Here is a 16,847-nt window from a genome sequence, read left to right on the forward strand (position 1 = left end):
GCTGCATTCGGCCGTCCGCGCGCTCGCGGATGCCTGTCCGGCGAATGGGCAGGGAAGGGCACGTATGCGGTGCGGTCCGGATCGACTCGGGCGGCACGGCTGTTTCCGGTGCGGGCGTCGTCGCCGACCCGGCGCTGCCTCGCGGAGCAGGTGGCGCCGGAGCCGTCGGGGCGACAGGTGGGAGGCTCCGTGGGATGTGCGTGGCGGACGGGCGGCGGTGGGCGGGTGTCCGGCGGCCGGCCGGCGCGCAGTGAGGTGCGTCGGCTCTGTGTGCGTGGCGCGGGGGACGTGACGCAGGACCAGGTAAAGACCGGTGCAGGCGTCGATGAGGGCACGGGCCGCGTCGAGGAGGTGCGCGGGCCGCGTTCGTGCGAACGGCCGCGCGGCCGACGCGGTGACGCAGGGACGATCGGCTGGCCGCCCCTGTGCATGTCACTGGCTCTTCCTTCGTCCCGTGTCCTGCCGGAACGGGCCCGTCCGGTATCTCCCACTCGCCGACCCGGCCCGCCCTCTCGAACGGCTTACCCGTGTTGGTGTTTCCGGCAATCGGTCCGATCCGGTCGGCAGGGGTGTCCGGAAGGCCTGTCCCCGAACGGCGAGCGCAAGAACAGGCCTGGTGGCCGGAGCCGGCGGGCTCAGCCGCCGGATGCTCCCAGCTGTTCCCTCAGTCCCGCCCGGTCGTGGTGCCACCAGCCCTCGCAGATCTTTCCGTCCCGGTAGTGGTGCCGGGTCGAGCCGGTCGTGCTCACGTCCTGGCCGGTCGGCGGAACGCCGGGGAAGGCGCCCTCGTGCCGCGCCGTCCGCGTCCAGGGCGTGCACATCTGGTCGCCCTCGCCGATCCGGTCGTCGACGCGGAAGGGGGAGCCGAACGCCGCCCGCCGGTCGCCGTACTGCTCGGCGGAGGCGGCGAGTCCCCGGACGCTTCCGGGGTGGGCGGGGCGTGGTCGACGTGGTCGCCCGTGCAGAACTCGGGCAGCCGCTCCGGTCCGATCCGCCCCGTCGCCCCGGAGAACGCCCGCGCCGGCGCCTGGTTGGGCTGCTCGTCGCGCACCACCTCCAGATCGGTGAACGTCGGCATCTCGTCGCGGAGCGCGACCGTCTCCCGGAGGACCCGGTCGGTCTCCGGCAGGTCGGAGTTGCGCATCGCCTCCTCGTACGAGGGGAACTCCACGATCCCGACGATGTGCGACGTGTCCGAGCGGTCCTTGCCGAGCACCGCGTGCGTCGCCGTCCGCTTCCCCCTGGTCCGCTCGACCCAGGTGTCCGTCAGCCGGTTCGTCTCGTCGAACCGGTCGGTCCGGCACTCGATGAGCTGTACGAGGGCCGTGACGCCGCCGCCTCCCGGCCCGGAGTTTGGATCATGTCCCTTCGGTCCGGGTCCGCGGCGGTTTCCGGCCGGGTTTACTGCGGCCCGTACTTCCGCCCCGTCTTCGACGTGATCCCGCCCAGCAGTCCCCGCGGCACGACCTTCGCCACGCCCGTCAGCGCCTTGTAGCGCGGGTCGGGGACGGACAGCGTCTTCCCCCGGGCCAGGTCCGCCAGCGCCGCCGCGACCAGCTTGTCCGCGTCCAGCCACATCCAGTTCGGGATGTTGTCCGTGCCCATCCCGGCCCGCTGGTGGAACTCGGTGCGCACGAAACCGGGGCACAGCGCCATCAGCCGTACGCCGCTGCCCGCCAGGTCACGCGCCACGCCCTGGGTGAACTGCACGACCCACGCCTTGGACGCCCCGTAGGTGCCGCGCGGCACGAAGGCCGCGACCGAGGCGACGTTGACCACGCCGCCGCGGCCCCGCTCCCGCATCGCCTCCGCCGCCGCCGAGGTCAGCCGCAGCACCGCCTCGCAGTGCACCTTGAGCATCCGCAGCTCGTCGGCCATGGACACGTCGAGGAAGCGGCCCTTGTTGCCGAAGCCGGCGTTGTTGATCAGCAGATCGACGGGGTTCCTGCGGTCGCCCAGCCGGGCGGCCACCGCGTCGATGCCCTCGTCGGTCGCCAGGTCAGCCGTCAGCACCTCGGCCTCGATGCCGTGCCGGTCGTGCAGCTCGGTCGCCTGCTCCCGCAGCCGTCCGGTGTCGCGGGCCACCAGCACCAGGTCGTGCCCGTCGGCCGCCAGCCGCCGCGCGAAGGCGGCGCCGATGCCCGCAGTCGATCCCGTGATCAATGCCGTTGTCATGACGCAAGATTAGTGACCCGGACCTCATCCGTCCGTTTACTGCACGAGGCCTCCACGAACGGTGAAGCGCCGGTTGACGGCCGGGGGCGTGAGCGCGCGTCAGCCCCCGTACCGCGCCACGTACTTCCGCGCGTCCGCGAGCGCCTCCGGGTGCAGCGCCCGGCCGGCCGCGAGCACGCGCGGCAGCAGCGCCCGCTCGGTGGTCGCCGCGCGGAACAGCAGGGCCACCGTCACGTCGTGGCCGGGCCGGTGCACGATCTCCACCGGGTCGCCCGCCCGTATCTCCCCGGGCTCGATCACCCGCAGGTACGCGCCCGGTGCGCCCCGCTCCGTGAACCGCCTCACCCACCGCTCCTCACCCAGATGGCCCTGGAAGGTGCGGCACGGGATCCGCGCGCAGGTGACCTCCAGCACCACCTCGGGCCCGATCCGCCAGCGCTCGCCGATGAGCGCGCCGGAGACGTCCAGGCCCGACGTCGTGAGGTTCTCGCCGAACGCGCCGTTCGCCAGCGGCCGGGAAAGCTCCCGTTCCCAGTCGTCCAGGTCCTCGCGCGCCATCGCGTACACCGCCTGGTCGTCGCCGCCGTGGTGCCGCGTGTCGCACACCGTGTCCCCCGCCAGGCCGCTCGCGCCGACCCCCTTGGGCCCGGGCGCCGCCACCCGCACCGGCCCGTCCGCCGGCCGCTTGTCGATGCCGGTCACCCCCTGCGGGTGGTCCGTGTACGGCACGGCCTTCGGGCGGCCCAGATTCACCGAGAGAAGCTTCATGCCCGCACGGTAAGGGACACGGGACCAAAGCGGCGACGCATTATCCGGCGCCGCGTCAAAGGCTCGCTTATCCTCGAAGGGTGATCGAAGCCCGACACCTCCGCGTCCTGCGCGCCGTGGCCGCCACCGGCTCCTTCTCGGCGGCGGGGCGCGAGCTGGGGTGCACCCAGCCCGCCGTCAGCCAGCAGATGAAGGCCCTGGAGGCGTCCGTCGGCACCCCCCTGCTGATCCGCACCGGGCGCGAGATGCGGCTGACCCAGGCCGGCGAGGCGCTGGTACGGCACGCCGCGGGGATCCTCGCCGGGCTCACCGCCGCCGAGGAGGAGGTCGCTGCCATCGCGGGGCTGCGCGCCGGGCGGGTCCGGCTGGTCTCCTTCCCCAGCGGCAGCTCCACCCTCGTCCCGACGGCCCTCGCCGCGCTGCGCGCCGCGCACCCCGGCACCCGGGTCTTCCTGGAGGAGGCCGAGCCGCCGCGCTCGGTCGGGATGCTCCGGGAGGGCGACTGCGACGTGGCGCTCGCCTTCCGCTACGAGGGGGCGGCGGGCGCCGAGGAGTGGGACGACCTCGTCGTACGGCCGCTGCTGACCGACCGGCTCGTCGCCCTCGTGCCGGAACGGCACCGGCTGGCGCGCGCCGGGTCCCTCGCGATCGGGGAACTGGCCGGGGAGCCGTGGATCGCGGGCTGCCCGCGCTGCCGCGGCCAGCTGGTCGAGGTGTGCGAGGCGGCCGGCTTCACGCCCCGCATCGACTTCGCCACCGACGACTACCCGGCGGTCGTCGGCCTGGTCGGCGCCGGCCTCGGCGTCGCCGTCCTGCCCCAGCTCGCCGTCGAGTCCGTACGGCCCCGGGGGGTGCGCGCGGTGACGCTGGAGCCGGCGGTGCGCCGGGAGATCGTCGCGCTCACCCTGCCCGACCTGGCCCAGGTGCCGGCGGTGACGGCGACCCTGGACCAGCTGGGGCGGGCGGCCGCGCGTCAGGAGCGGTGTGGGGACGAGACGTAAAAGCGACGGGCACGCGTGCGCGTGCCCGTATTGCAGAAACGTTCCTTCAGGTGTTCGAGGCGCTCTCCCCGCCGGCGGCCGAAGCCGATACCAGCCGGTTGCGCGCCCGTCCCATGAGCTCTTCGCGCTCGTCCTCGGTCAGCCCGCCCCACACGCCGTACGGCTCGCGCACCGCCAGCGCGTGCGCCGCGCACTCGGCGCGGACCGGGCACCTCATGCAGACCTCTTTGGCCGAGTTCTCGCGAGCACTCCGAGCCGCACCGCGCTCGCCCTCCGGATGGAAGAAGAGCGAGCTGTCCACCCCGCGGCACGCAGCCAGGAGCTGCCAGTCCCACAGGTCCGCGTTCGGTCCGGGAAGGCGGGAGAAATCTGCCATTGCGTGACCCCTTGTAGCCGATCTGGGCGGATACGGTGTCCACGACCGTACAACTACGATCTAAGGAGATGAAAATATGACCCATTGCGAATCTAGTGGCAGACACCTAGGAAGAGGAAGAAAATACGCCAAATGGGTCATAGGTTGTGATGAAAGGTTGAGGGTCTGTTGTGCTTGTCCGCCTCGTGTCGGACCCCTCACGTAGAGTGCCGAAGAGGACACACAGTCCCGTAACTCTTTCGAGTGACCGTCGTTGAGAGTGCGAGGCGGTTGAAGGAACCGGCGCTCGGGCGGGCGTCCGAGACGGTCGACCGCACAGGTGACGATTTCGTACCAGCCTGGAGGCTCAAGGTGACGCGCAGCAGCTGTGAGAGCCGCGGAGGACAGTCATGACTTCCGTCCTCGTCTGCGACGACTCCCCGCTTGCCCGAGAGGCGCTCCGCCGTGCGGTCGCGACCGTGCCCGGCGTCGAGCGCGTGACGACGGCCGCCAACGGCGAGGAAGTCCTCCGCCGCTGGGGTGCCGACCGCTCGGACCTGATCCTGATGGACGTGCGCATGCCCGGCCTGGGCGGCGTCGAGACGGTTCGGCGGCTGCTGTCCGCCGACCCCGGCGCGCGGATCATCATGCTCACCGTCGCCGAGGACCTGGACGGCGTGGCCCTCGCCGTCGCCGCAGGCGCCCGCGGCTACCTGCACAAGGACGCCTCGCGCGCCGAACTGCGCGCCACGGTCACGCAGGCCCTCGCCGACCCGACCTGGCGGCTCGCCCCGCGCCGGCTGCGGTCCGCCGAGATGGGCGCCGCGCCCACCCTCACCGCGCGCGAGATCCAGGTCCTGGAGGGCATGAGCCACGGCCGGTCCAACGCCGAGATCGGCCGCGAGCTGTTCCTCTCCGAGGACACCGTCAAGACCCACGCCCGGCGGCTCTTCAAGAAGCTCGGCGCCTCGGACCGGGCACACGCCGTGGCGCTCGGCTTCCGGTGGGGCCTGGTCCGTTAGGGCGCCCCCCGTGTCGCGCGGGCGGGGGCGTGGGGAGCCCCGCCTACCGCGGGACGGGCGGGGAAGGCAAGGAGGCCCACCGGGTGCCCGCTGCTCGTTTCGCCGCGGATGCCGCATCCTTGAGGTGTGGAGTCTCTCGGGGACGAGTCGGTCGAGCGGAAGGGGAGGGCGCAGGGGATGAGTTCCGGCGCACCTGCTCATAACGCTTCGGTGCACAACAGCGAACGCGGCGCCACGGACAGCACGGCCACAGGGCACCATGGACCGATGCGCGACGACGAGGCGGCCCCTGACCAAGGGCCGATCGGTGCGCTCGTCCATCGCGCCGTCGACGGGGACGAGCAGGCCACGCATGACCTGCTCGCCCACGTCCACCCCCTCGCGCTGCGCTACTGCCGCACCCGGCTGTCCCGGCTGCCGGGCGACGCCCGCCACTTCGTCGAGGACCTCGCTCAGGAGGTCTGCGTCGCGGTGCTCCTCGCACTGCCGCGCTACCGGGACACCGGACGCCCCTTCGAGGCGTTCGTCTTCGCCATCGCCGCCCACAAGGTCGCCGACCTGCAGCGCGCGGCGATGCGCCACCCCGGCTCGACGGCGGTCCCGTCCGACGAGATGCCCGAGCGGCCGGACGACTCACTGGGCCCGGAGGAGCGCGCGCTGCTCAGCAGCGACGCCGAATGGGCCAAGAAGCTCCTGGCCAACCTTCCGGAGAACCAGCGCGAGCTGCTCCTGCTGCGCATCGCGGTGGGTCTGACGGCCGAGGAGACCGGTCAGATGTTGGGAATGTCACCCGGCGCGGTCCGGGTGGCGCAGCACCGGGCGCTGAGCAGACTGCGGGCGTTGGCCGAGCAATAACCCCGCATCCAACAGGCGATGCGCCGTTTCCGTACGAACATACGAAGGTCGGAGCCATCCGGAACCGTGGAATGAGACAGCCACGCTTCCCGTTAGCATGGACATCCGCACCGATCAAGGCCATTTGGGGAAGGTGTCATGACTGCCAACGTCGACGGAGTGCCCGGTAAATTCGCGACACTCGGGCTGACCTACGACGACGTGCTGCTGCTGCCGGGCCCGTCGGACATGGCACCCGACGAGATCGACACCGCCTCGTACGTCTCCAAGAACGTGCGGGTCAACATCCCGCTCCTGTCCGCCGCCATGGACAAGGTCACCGAGTCGCGCATGGCGATCGCGATGGCCCGCCAGGGCGGCGTCGGCGTACTGCACCGCAATCTGTCCATCGAGGACCAGGCCAACCAGGTCGACCTGGTCAAGCGCTCCGAGTCCGGCATGGTGGCGAACCCGATCACCATCCACCCGGACGCCACGCTCGCCGAGGCCGACGCGCTGTGCGCGAAGTTCCGCATCAGCGGCGTGCCGGTCACCGACCCGGCGGGCAAGCTGCTCGGCATCGTCACCAACCGCGACATGGCCTTCGAGACCGACCGCACGCGCCGGGTGCACGAGGTCATGACGCCGATGCCGCTGGTCACCGGCAAGGTCGGCATCTCCGGCCAGGAGGCCGTGGAGCTGCTGCGCCGCCACAAGATCGAGAAGCTGCCGCTGGTCGACGACGAGGGCGTCCTCAAGGGCCTGATCACGGTCAAGGACTTCGTGAAGGCGGAGAAGTACCCCAACGCCGCCAAGGACGCCGAGGGACGGCTGCTGGTCGGCGCCGCGGTCGGGGTCGCCGGTGACGCCTTCGAGCGCGCCCAGGCCCTCATCGAGGCGGGCGTCGACTTCATCGTCGTCGACACCGCGCACGGCCACTCCCGCCTGGTCGGCGACATGGTCGCCAAGATCAAGTCGAACGCGTCCGGCGTCGACGTCATCGGCGGCAACGTCGCCACCCGCGAGGGCGCCCAGGCCCTCGTCGACGCGGGCGCCGACGGCATCAAGGTCGGCGTCGGCCCCGGCTCCATCTGCACCACCCGCGTGGTCGCCGGCGTCGGCGTCCCGCAGGTGACCGCCATCTACGAGGCGGCGCTGGCCGCCAAGGAGGCCGGCGTCCCGGTGATCGGCGACGGCGGCCTGCAGTACTCCGGCGACATCGCCAAGGCCCTCGTCGCGGGCGCCGACACGGTGATGCTGGGCTCGCTGCTCGCGGGCTGCGAGGAGTCGCCGGGCGAGCTGCTGTTCATCAACGGCAAGCAGTTCAAGTCGTACCGCGGCATGGGCTCCCTGGGGGCCATGCAGTCCCGCGGCGACCGCAAGTCGTTCTCCAAGGACCGCTACTTCCAGGAGGGCGTCGCCTCCGACGAGCAGCTGGTGCCCGAGGGCATCGAGGGCCAGGTGCCCTACCGCGGCCCGCTCTCCTCGGTCGTCCACCAGCTGGTCGGCGGCCTGCGCCAGTCGATGTTCTACGTCGGCGGCAGGACGGTCCCCGAGCTCCAGGCCAGGGGCCGGTTCGTGCGGATCACCTCGGCGGGCCTGAAGGAGAGCCACCCGCACGACATCCAGATGACGGTCGAGGCGCCGAACTACAGCGCCAAGCGGTGACGCCCGCGCGCACGGCGCGCGGCCCCGGCCTGTGGAGGGCGGCCCCGGACGTTCCGGGGCCGCCCTCGCCGTCCCCGCGGAAGGCCGCCGCCGGCCCCGTCGGGGATACTGGAAGGCGCTGAAACGCATAAGGAAAGGCCACACATCGTGACTGAGATCGAGATCGGGCGAGGCAAGCGCGGCCGCCGGGCGTACGCCTTCGACGACATCGCCGTCGTCCCCAGCCGTCGTACGCGGGACCCGAAGGAGGTCTCGATCGCCTGGCAGATCGACGCCTACCGCTTCGAGCTGCCGTTCCTGGCCGCCCCCATGGACTCGGTCGTCTCCCCGGCCACCGCGATCCGCATAGGGGAGCTCGGCGGCCTCGGCGTGCTGAACCTCGAAGGCCTGTGGACGCGGTACGAGGACCCCCAGCCGCTGCTCGACGAGATCGTCGGCCTGCCCGTCGAGACGGCGACCCGCCGGCTGCAGGAGATCTACGCCGCCCCCATCAAGGAGGAGCTGATCGGCGCGCGCATCAAGGAGGTGCGCGACTCCGGCGTGGTCACCGCCGCCGCGCTCTCCCCGCAGCGCACCGCCCAGTTCTCCAAGGCCGTCGTCGACGCGGGCGTGGACATCTTCGTCATCCGCGGCACGACGGTCTCGGCGGAGCACGTCTCGCACTCGCACGAGCCGCTGAACCTGAAGCAGTTCATCTACGAGCTCGACGTCCCGGTGATCGTCGGCGGCTGCGCCACCTACACCGCCGCGCTGCACCTGATGCGCACCGGCGCGGCCGGCGTGCTGGTCGGCTTCGGCGGCGGCGCCGCGCACACCACGCGCAACGTGCTGGGCATCCAGGTCCCCATGGCGACCGCGGTCGCGGACGTGGCCGCCGCCCGCCGCGACTACATGGACGAGTCCGGCGGCCGGTACGTGCACGTGATCGCGGACGGCGGCGTCGGCTGGTCCGGCGACCTGCCCAAGGCGATCGCCTGCGGCGCCGACGCGGTCATGATGGGCTCCCCGCTCGCGCGCGCGGCGGACGGCCCGGGCCGGGGCCACCACTGGGGCATGGAGGCCGTCAACGAGGAGCTGCCGCGCGGCAAGAAGGTCGACCTCGGCACGGTCGGCACCATCGAGGAGATCCTCACCGGCCCGTCCCACACCCCCGACGGCTCGATGAACTTCTCCGGCGCGCTGCGCCGCGCCATGGCCACCACCGGCTACAGCGAGCTGAAGGAGTTCCAGCGGGTCGAGGTGACGGTGGCGGACTCGCAGCACCGGCGGTGAGGTGACGCCGCGCCCGGCCCGGGCGGAGGAAACGGCGGAAGGGCCCGGTCACTCGTGGGAGTGGCCGGGCCCTTCCGCTTGCCCGGCCGGACGTGCGAGGGCGCGCGTCGGCGTGCGGGGGCGCGTGGCCGCATCCGGGGCGGGGAGGGGCGTTCCGGGGCGGTGGTGTCCGTGTCCGGCGCCCCGGTTTCGCGGAGCGCCTCCTTCCGGGGGCGCGGCCGCATGACACCGGCCCCGCAGGCTCGGGCGCCGCGCGCGCTCCCCCTCACAACCGGTGCGCCGCCCCGGTGGGCGTCGCCCCGCGCGTGTCCAGCAGCAGCTGGGCCTTCACCGACAGGCCCTGGAGGTCGTACGTGCGGTGCTGCTGGAGCAGGATCGTCAGGTCGGCCTCGGCGGCGGCCTCGTAGAGGGAGTCGGCGCGCGGGACCGGGCGGTCCAGGACGCTCCAGGAGGGGACGTGCGGGTCGTGGTAACTGACCGCGGCGCCCAGCTCCATCAGCCGGACCGCGACCTCCTGGGCGGGCGCGGCCTGCTGGTCGGCGAGGTCGGCCTTGTAGGTGACGCCGAGCAGCAGCACGCGCGCGCCGCGGGCCGACTTGCCGTGCTCGTTGAGCAGGGCCGCGGCGCGCTGGACGACGTACCGGGGCATCCGGCTGTTGACCTGCTGGGCCAGTTCCACCATGCGCAGGGTGCGGCGCGCGTGGCCGGCCAGGTCCTGGGGGACGGAGGGGCCGCCGACGCCGGGGCCGGGGCGGAAGGCCTGGAAGCCGAACGGCTTGGTCTCCGCGCAGCGGATGACGTCCCACAGGTCGACGCCGAGGTCGTGGCAGAGGACCGCCATCTCGTTGACGAGGGCGATGTTCACATGCCGGTAGTTGGTCTCCAGCAGCTGCACCGTCTCCGCCTCCCGGGGGCCGCGCGCGCGTACCACCTTGTCGGTGAGCCGGCCGTAGAAGGCGGCGGCCGACTCGGTGCAGGCGGGGGTGAGGCCGCCGATGACCTTGGGGGTGTTGGCGGGGGTGAAGGCGCGGTTGCCGGGGTCGACGCGGCTGGGGGAGTAGGCGAGGTGGAAGTCGCGTCCGGCGCGCAGCCGCGAACCCCCCTCCAGGAGGGGACGCAGGAACTCCTCGGTCGTCCCCGGAAGCACGGGCGACTCCAGGATCACCGTGGTGTGCGGGCGCAGATGGGCGGCCAGGGCGCGGGCGGCCGTCTCCACCTGGCCCAGGTCGGGCCCGCCGTCCGCGCCGCGCGGGGTCGGGGCGCAGATGACGGCGGTCCGGACGCGGCCCAGCTCCGCCGGGCGGGCGGCCGGGCGGAACCCCCGCGCGAGCATCCGGCGCAGTTCGGCGGGGCTGAGGGAGCCGGTCTCGGGGCCGGTGCGGTAACCGAGGGTGGGAATGCCGGCGGCGACGGCGGCCTGGGCCAGGGGCAGGCCGTACGGGCCGAGTCCGATGACGGCGAGATCTGCGGGCATGGCGTGGGCCGTCCTTCCCAGTAACCGAAGCGGGACAGGTGCGCAAGCCCGGTGGACAGCACGGGCGAGCACAAACGTCACACTAGGAGTAAATATGACCGATATGCGGGATTGGGTGGCTGTGTTTCGGCGGAAGTCGTCCGCGGGCCGGGGGTGAGGGGGCCGAAGCCGGGCCGCCCGGACCGGCGCGGCGCGCCGAGCCGCTCGCGGCGGCGGCCGATGCGCCCCCTCGGCCGGTCCGTCCGGTCGCCGCTCGGCGGGACCGGACGGGGAGCGGGTCCCGCCGCCGGAACCCGGAACGGGCCGGGGCTCCCGACGCCGTTCGGACGAACGGCCCGGGGCGGATCCCCGCCCGGACCCCGGTCGCGCTACGGGCGGCCGGCGCAGAACTCGGCGGCGAGCAGCCGGGGTTCGAGTCCGGGATCCGCGATCGCGTCCGTGTTCACCCGGAAGGTGAGGACGCGGCGGCCGTCGACGGTGGCCGCGGTGCGCACATAGCTGCCGGATATGCGCCCGTTGTGCCCCCACACCGTCACGCCGCAGGGCAGCCGCTCGGGGAACAGGCCCATGCCGTACGCGCCGTGTGCGGCCCGGGTGTCGAGCATCTCGCGCAGCCGGCGCGGGGGCAGCAGCTCACCGCCCAGCAGGGCCGTGTAGAAGCGGTCCAGGTCGGCGAGCGTGGTCACCAGCTCGCCCGCGGCACCGGCCACCCGCGGGTCGAGCTCGGTGACGTCGGTCCCGTCGGCGGCGTAGTCGCGGCCGTGCGGGGACGGAAGCGAGGTGCGGGATCCGGGGAAGGAGGTGCCCGTCAGGCCCAGGGGAGCGATGATCCGGCGCTCGGCCTCGGCGGCGTACGAACGGCCGGTGACCCGGTCGACGACCAGGCCGAGCAGGACGTAGTTGGTGTTCGAGTAGGAGAAGCGGCCGCGGCCGGCCGGCGGGTGGGTGAGGGCGATGCGCACGGCCTGGAGCGGCGTCACGGGGACCGTGCCCCGGGTGTCCGCGCTGAAGTCGTACAGGCCGCTGGTGTGGGTGAGCAGGGAGCGCAGGGTCAGCGCGCGCCCGTCGTTGCCCGCCCCGCGCACCAGGCCCGGCAGGTGCCGCTCCACGGTGTCGGACAGCGCCAGGCGGCGCTCGGCCGCCAGTTGCAGCACGACCGTCGCGACGAAGGTCTTGGTGACGCTGCCGGCGCGGAAGTGGTCGGCGCGGGCGATGCCCTCGCCGGCCTGGGCGTAGCGGACGCCGGACGGCCCGCTGGACAGCAGCGCCGCGGCGGGCGCCCCGCCCCGGGCGACCAGCAGCGGAAGGAGGGCGTCCGTGGCCGGGGCCACGGGGAGCGACGTGGCGGCCGGGGTCAGGGCGAGCAGGGCCAGGGCCAGGGGGAGGGCCAGCAGCGTCCGAAGTGGCGGCATCGGGGTCCCTCCTTGTCGCGCCCATCATGCAGGGCGGCGGAACGCGGGATTCACCGGGGCCGGGCCCACCGGCTCCCGTCACGCCGTCAGGGACACCCTGGGCGCCGGGCACTTGCCGGGTGAGGGACAATGAAGTCTCTGTCAGGGCGGGTTGCATGAGGGGACGCATGTCGGAGGCGGAGCGGGCGGGGACATCCCGTCAGGACGAGAGCGCACGTCTCCTCGCCGGGCGGTACCGGCTGGGAGACGTGCTCGGCCGCGGCGGCATGGGCACGGTGTGGCGTGCCGAGGACGAGACCCTGGGGCGCACGGTCGCCGTCAAGGAGCTGCGGTTCCCGTCGAACATCGACGAGGAGGAGAAGCGGCGCCTGATCACGCGCACCCTGCGCGAGGCCAAGGCGATCGCGCGGATCCGCAACAACAGCGCCGTGACGGTCTTCGACGTGGTCCAGGAGGACGACCGGCCGTGGATCGTGATGGAGCTCGTCGAGGGCAGGTCCCTCGCCGAGGTCATCCGGGAGGACGGCCTGCTGGAGCCGAAGCGCGCGGCGGAGGTCGGCCTCGCCGTGCTCGACGTGCTGCGCTCCGCGCACCGCGAGGGCATCCTGCACCGCGACGTGAAGCCGTCGAACGTGCTCATCGCCGACGACGGCCGGGTCGTGCTCACCGACTTCGGCATCGCCCAGGTCGAGGGCGACCCGTCCATCACCTCCACCGGCATGCTCGTCGGCGCGCCCTCGTACATCTCCCCGGAGCGGGCCCGCGGGCACAAACCGGGACCGGCGGCCGACCTGTGGTCGCTGGGCGGGCTGCTGTACGCGGCGGTGGAGGGCGTGCCGCCCTACGACAAGGGCTCCGCGATCGCGACGCTCACGGCGGTGATGACCGAGCCGCTGGAGGAGCCGAAGAACGCGGGACCGCTGAAGGACGTCATCTACGGACTGCTCACCAAGGACCCGGCCAAGCGGCTCGACGACGCCGGCGCGCGGGCGATGCTGAACGCGGTCATCCACGCGCCGCGGACCGGGCCGGCCGGCGGGGCGGAGCCGGCGGACGCCACCAAGGTCGTGCCGCTGCCGGCGCCGCCCGGCGGGCGGGCCGGCCGCGGCGGCGCGGCGGACGCCGGGAGCGAGCGGCCCCAGGAGGCGGCCGACCGGCCGCGCGGGGCGCTGCGGTCCACGCGGAAGGCCGCCGTCCCGGCGGGGGCGGCCGGGGCCGCGGCACGCGCCCGGTCCGGCACCGGCACGGCCGTGCCGGCGGCGGACCCGGGCGGGGCGAACCGGGCGAGCGGCGGCCGGAGTTCGGGATGGCCCGTGATGCCGCCGCCGGACCTGCCGGCCAGGCCCGCGCCCAAGGCGTCGCTCACCGACGTGGTGCCGCGGCGGACGCTGGTGGCCGTCGCGGTGGTCGTGGTGCTCGCCGTCATCGGCACCGTGCTGGCCCTCACGCTCGGCGGCGACGACGGCTCCGACGGCGCCGCGGGCAACGGCGGCAAGGCCTCCGCCAGCGCGACCGCCGGCACCGGGACCGGGCAGGACGAGGCCGGCGGGACCCGCACGGACGGGGCGGCGACGCAGACGGCGACGGCGACGACGACGGGAGCGGCCTCGCCGGGCACGCCGAGCAGCGGGCCCGGCACGGCCGGCGGGGCCGGGGCGGGCGCGGACGGCTCCACCGGGGACGACGGCGCCGCGTCGACGCACCAGGGCGAGCAGGGCTACTCGATAGGCCTGCCCGAGGGGTGGAAGTACCGGTCCACGGACGCCGCGGGGGACCGGTTCACCGGGCCCGACGGACAGAAACTGCTCGTCGCGTGGACGTCCACGCCGAAGGACGACCCGGTGGCGGACTGGAAGAACCAGGAGCGCTACATGAAGCGCGCGCAGTACCGGAAGATCCGCATAGAGCAGGTGGACTACCGGGGCTGGAACACGGCCGACTGGGAGTTCACCTACGTCGACGGCGGGACCGCGTACCGGACCATCGACCGGGGCTTCGTCGTCGACGACGACCAGGGGTACGCGCTCATGTACACCGCGAAGGCCGCCGACTGGGACGGTGACCTGCGCAAGGACACCTGGCGGACGCTGACGGAGACGTTCGAACCGAAGTCGTGAGGGAGCACGCCCGGGTTTGGGAGGCCTGAGATCTGGAATCCCCTCGGTGCGGGTTGCCTCCGGCACGTATCGTGAGTGCCTGCGGACCGTGCGCAGCGGGGCGGCCCGCGGGGCGAACGGAATCGACCGACGGGCCTGCTTGGGGGAGGCAACGTGGACGACTATGCGGGACGGGTACTCGCCGACCGCTACCGCCTGCCGCTGCCGCCGTCCGAGGAGTACGAACTCACCGAGACCCGGGCCTTCGACACCTACAGCGGCCAGGAGGTCCTGGTCCGGCAGGTGCCGTTGCCGGAGGTCGTCGAGGCGGAGGTGCTCGACGCGGAGGGGCTGCCCGACGGTTTCACGGCACGGGACGGCGGCGCCCGCGGTGGCGGCGGGCGCCCCGGTGCGCGGACGGCGGCGCGGCGGGGCGCCGATCCGGTCGTGCGGCGCGCCGTGGAGGCCGCGCAGGCCGCGGCCCGCATCCCCGACCATCCGCGGCTCGACCAGGTCTTCGACGTGTTCGCCGAGGACGGTTCGCTGTGGATCGTCAGCGAGCTGGTGGCCGCGCGACCGCTGGCGGCGCTGCTCGCCGAGAAGCCGCTGACGCCGTACCGGGCGGCCGAGGTCGCCTCCGACGTCCTGATGGCGCTGCGGGTGCTGCACGCCCACGGCTGGGTGCACCGCAACATCACCGCCCGCACCGTGCTCGTCTGCGACGACGGCCGGGTGATGCTGACCGGCCTCGCGGTCGGGGCGGCGGAGGAGGCGCTGTGCGGGTACGACCCGGTGCCGGCGCCGGAGGGCGACGGGAGCGGGGGCGTCCCGGGGCCGGGGGAGCCCTCGGGGACGACCGGGGGCGGTGGTCACCGGGGGACGGGCGACCCCGGTGACTTCACGGGTGGTTTCGGCGCCGCTCACGCCACCGGTCCCGGCGGGGCCCGCGATTTCCGCGAACCGGGCGGGCCCGGTGGTTTCGGCGCCGCCGCCGATCCCGAGGCCGCCCGGCGGGCCGCCCTCGAGGCGCGGGCGGCCGGGGGGCCGCAGGCCGCCGGACGGGAGAGGAGCGGCGGATCCTCCGCCGGCCCCGCTCGCCCCGCGTTCGACAGCAGCGAGGACATCCGGGCGGCGCGGGCCGGGGCGATCGCCGCGTACCGCGCGGGCGCCCGGGCCGCGGCCCGTGTCCAGGAGGCGCAGAACGGACACGCGGCGCTGCCCGGCTCCCGCCCCGCCGCCGACAGCGACCCCGCGCCCCACGGCAACGGCTCGGCACCGCCGCCGTACGCCGCCGGCCCCGGCACCGCGCCCCCGGGCCAGATCGCCGACCCCTACGGCGTACGGCCCGCCTCCTGGCACGGCGCCGCGCCCCGCACCGGCCCGGGCGACGCCCCGGGCAAGGGCGCCCCCCGCACCCCCGGCGACGCCTCCCCCGCCCCGGCCCCGTCCGGCGGGCCCGCCCCGTCCCCGAGCCGTTGGGACGACCTGGTCGCCGACGCCCCCGCACGGCGCGGGCCGGCGACCGCGCTGGCCGCCGAGCGGGCGCGGCAGGCGCGGATGGCGGTCGTGGGCCCGGTGACGGAGCGGTGGGCTCCGGAGCAGGCCGGACCGGTGCACGAGAACTGGCAGCTGGCGCCGCCCATCGGCCCCGCGACCGACCTGTGGGCGCTGGGCGCGCTGCTCTTCCGGGCCGTGCAGGGACATGCGCCCTACCCGGAGGACTCGACCGCCGAACTGGTGCAGATGGTGTGCGCGGAGCCGCCCGCGTTCGCCGAGGAGTGCGGTCCGCTCCGGCCGGTCGTGGAGTCGCTGCTGCGTCAGGACCCCACCGAGCGCATCGACTTCGAGGAACTGAGCGGCTGGCTGCGCTCGCTGGTGCGCTCCGCTCCCGAGCCGGAGGCGGGCGTGCACGTCGTCCCCGTCCCGCCCGCCGACGCCGGCCGGCTGCCGGTCGTACGCCGGCGCGGCGAGCTGGTGCGCAGGCGGCGCGCCGGACTGCCCGCGCACCACGGGCGGCACAAGCGGGCCAAGCAGGAAACGCGGTCACCGCACCGCCTGGGCCGCACGCTGCTCCTGCTCATACTGCTCGCCCTGGCCACGGCGATCTTCTACGCCATGTACTTCCTGCCGAAGGCCGGCACCGACGACGCGGGCGCCCCGGACCGGACCGGTGTCGCCGGCGAGGCCGGCGAGGCGCCCGCGCAGTCCCCGGACACCAGCGGCGACCCGCGGCCCGACCGGACCTCGCCGGAATCCGGCACCGGCTCCGGGGAGTCTGCGGGTACCGCCGAGACGCAGACCACCGTGCCCGAGACCGCCGACGGCTTCACCCTGCGCAAGGACGCCGAGGGCTTCCGCGTCGCCGTCGCCGAGGGCTGGAAGCGCACGCCCGTCAACGGACGCGGCCAGGTCGTCTACTCCGGCGGCGACTTCGAGCTGCTCGTCGTGCCGGGCCGGGACGGCGCGGACGAGTTCGGCACCGATCCGATGGCGTACCAGCGGGACAAGGAGCCCGAGCTGCAGCCGTACCGCGACTCCAGTTGGGCCACCTCCACGGGGCTGAAGACCATCGAGGTGGGCGGACGCACCATGGCCGAGGGGCAGTTCACCTGGACCGACGGCGACGGGCGCGAGCTGTACGTGCGCAACCTGGCGATGCTCGTCGACGGCGAGTACCACGTGGTCCAGGTGCGCGGCCCGGAGAACGAACGCGACGAGGTGACCCGCCTGTTCGAGCAGGCCTCGGCGACGTACCAGGCGACCGGCTGAC

Annotated in this window: 13 protein-coding genes; 7 read left to right on the top strand and 6 right to left on the bottom strand. The window is 74.0% G+C overall.

Annotated elements, in window-relative coordinates; translation table 11 throughout:
* Positions 1-635: 635 nt before the first annotated feature.
* The 3 genes from ACIBAI_RS04495 to ACIBAI_RS04505 all read right to left on the bottom strand — a co-directional run bounded on the left by ACIBAI_RS04495 (position 636) and on the right by ACIBAI_RS04505 (position 2,943).
* On the bottom strand, positions 636-1,304 hold the full coding sequence (locus tag ACIBAI_RS04495) for an ester cyclase (protein ID WP_399030913.1): 669 nt from the start codon (positions 1,302-1,304) through the stop codon (positions 636-638).
* 97 nt (positions 1,305-1,401) lie between these two features.
* On the bottom strand, positions 1,402-2,175 hold the full coding sequence (locus ACIBAI_RS04500) for an SDR family NAD(P)-dependent oxidoreductase (RefSeq protein ID WP_399030914.1): 774 nt from the start codon (positions 2,173-2,175) through the stop codon (positions 1,402-1,404).
* A 99-nt stretch (positions 2,176-2,274) separates the two neighbouring features.
* Positions 2,275-2,943, bottom strand: a complete 669-nt coding sequence (locus tag ACIBAI_RS04505) for an MOSC domain-containing protein (protein ID WP_399030915.1) — start codon at positions 2,941-2,943, stop codon at positions 2,275-2,277.
* An 80-nt stretch (positions 2,944-3,023) separates the two neighbouring features.
* Between ACIBAI_RS04505 and ACIBAI_RS04510 the strand changes: the two genes are divergently transcribed.
* Positions 3,024-3,944 (top strand): LysR family transcriptional regulator, encoded by a 921-nt coding sequence (locus ACIBAI_RS04510; RefSeq protein WP_399030916.1) that lies wholly within the window; start codon positions 3,024-3,026, stop codon positions 3,942-3,944.
* 46 nt (positions 3,945-3,990) lie between these two features.
* Here ACIBAI_RS04510 and ACIBAI_RS04515 read toward each other — a convergent pair whose 3' ends face one another.
* Positions 3,991-4,320: a WhiB family transcriptional regulator gene (locus ACIBAI_RS04515; protein WP_344599488.1), complete on the bottom strand. Its 330-nt coding sequence runs from the start codon at positions 4,318-4,320 to the stop codon at positions 3,991-3,993.
* Between the two features lie 389 nt (positions 4,321-4,709).
* On the opposite strand from ACIBAI_RS04515, the gene ACIBAI_RS04520 reads away from it, so the two are divergent.
* From ACIBAI_RS04520 to ACIBAI_RS04535, 4 genes are all read left to right on the top strand, one after another.
* Positions 4,710-5,321, top strand: a complete 612-nt coding sequence (locus ACIBAI_RS04520) for a response regulator transcription factor (RefSeq protein ID WP_003948568.1) — start codon at positions 4,710-4,712, stop codon at positions 5,319-5,321.
* 267 nt (positions 5,322-5,588) lie between these two features.
* Positions 5,589-6,176, top strand: a complete 588-nt coding sequence (locus ACIBAI_RS04525; protein ID WP_399030917.1) for a sigma-70 family RNA polymerase sigma factor — start codon at positions 5,589-5,591, stop codon at positions 6,174-6,176.
* A gap of 138 nt (positions 6,177-6,314) precedes the next feature.
* A complete protein-coding gene (gene guaB / locus ACIBAI_RS04530; protein WP_344599486.1) occupies positions 6,315-7,823 on the top strand; it encodes an IMP dehydrogenase in 1,509 nt (502 codons plus the stop codon).
* A 147-nt stretch (positions 7,824-7,970) separates the two neighbouring features.
* On the top strand, positions 7,971-9,095 hold the full coding sequence (locus ACIBAI_RS04535; RefSeq protein WP_399030918.1) for a GuaB3 family IMP dehydrogenase-related protein: 1,125 nt from the start codon (positions 7,971-7,973) through the stop codon (positions 9,093-9,095).
* 265 nt (positions 9,096-9,360) lie between these two features.
* Here the strand turns inward: ACIBAI_RS04535 and ACIBAI_RS04540 are convergent, their stop codons facing one another.
* Together ACIBAI_RS04540 and ACIBAI_RS04545 are read right to left on the bottom strand one after the other, a co-directional pair.
* Entirely contained in the window at positions 9,361-10,569 is a 1,209-nt protein-coding gene (locus ACIBAI_RS04540; protein WP_399030919.1) for a nucleotide sugar dehydrogenase, read from the bottom strand.
* Positions 10,570-10,937: 368 nt separating this feature from the next.
* Complete coding sequence (locus ACIBAI_RS04545; RefSeq protein ID WP_399030920.1) at positions 10,938-11,981, bottom strand: serine hydrolase domain-containing protein; 1,044 nt, start codon at positions 11,979-11,981, stop codon at positions 10,938-10,940.
* A gap of 167 nt (positions 11,982-12,148) precedes the next feature.
* Between ACIBAI_RS04545 and ACIBAI_RS04550 the strand changes: the two genes are divergently transcribed.
* A complete protein-coding gene (locus ACIBAI_RS04550; protein WP_399030921.1) occupies positions 12,149-14,098 on the top strand; it encodes a serine/threonine-protein kinase in 1,950 nt (649 codons plus the stop codon).
* A gap of 153 nt (positions 14,099-14,251) precedes the next feature.
* Positions 14,252-16,846: a protein kinase gene (locus ACIBAI_RS04555; RefSeq protein WP_399030922.1), complete on the top strand. Its 2,595-nt coding sequence runs from the start codon at positions 14,252-14,254 to the stop codon at positions 16,844-16,846.
* Position 16,847 lies beyond the last annotated feature (1 nt).

Source organism: Streptomyces sp. NPDC051041 (assembly GCF_044456065.1).
Lineage (GTDB): Bacteria > Actinomycetota > Actinomycetes > Streptomycetales > Streptomycetaceae > Streptomyces > Streptomyces glaucus.

What these genes read in the sequence shown, in the direction of transcription:
- ACIBAI_RS04520 (WP_003948568.1), top strand. Translation starts at nt 4,710, where the DNA reads ATGACTTCCGTCCTCGTCTGCGACGACTCCCCGCTTGCCCGAGAGGCG.
- ACIBAI_RS04550 (WP_399030921.1), top strand. Translation starts at nt 12,149, where the DNA reads ATGTCGGAGGCGGAGCGGGCGGGGACATCCCGTCAGGACGAGAGCGCA.
- ACIBAI_RS04515 (WP_344599488.1), bottom strand. Translation starts at nt 4,320, where the DNA reads ATGGCAGATTTCTCCCGCCTTCCCGGACCGAACGCGGACCTGTGGGAC.
- ACIBAI_RS04505 (WP_399030915.1), bottom strand. Translation starts at nt 2,943, where the DNA reads ATGAAGCTTCTCTCGGTGAATCTGGGCCGCCCGAAGGCCGTGCCGTAC.
- ACIBAI_RS04540 (WP_399030919.1), bottom strand. Translation starts at nt 10,569, where the DNA reads ATGCCCGCAGATCTCGCCGTCATCGGACTCGGCCCGTACGGCCTGCCC.
- ACIBAI_RS04525 (WP_399030917.1), top strand. Translation starts at nt 5,589, where the DNA reads ATGCGCGACGACGAGGCGGCCCCTGACCAAGGGCCGATCGGTGCGCTC.
- ACIBAI_RS04545 (WP_399030920.1), bottom strand. Translation starts at nt 11,981, where the DNA reads ATGCCGCCACTTCGGACGCTGCTGGCCCTCCCCCTGGCCCTGGCCCTG.
- guaB (WP_344599486.1), top strand. Translation starts at nt 6,315, where the DNA reads ATGACTGCCAACGTCGACGGAGTGCCCGGTAAATTCGCGACACTCGGG.
- ACIBAI_RS04500 (WP_399030914.1), bottom strand. Translation starts at nt 2,175, where the DNA reads ATGACAACGGCATTGATCACGGGATCGACTGCGGGCATCGGCGCCGCC.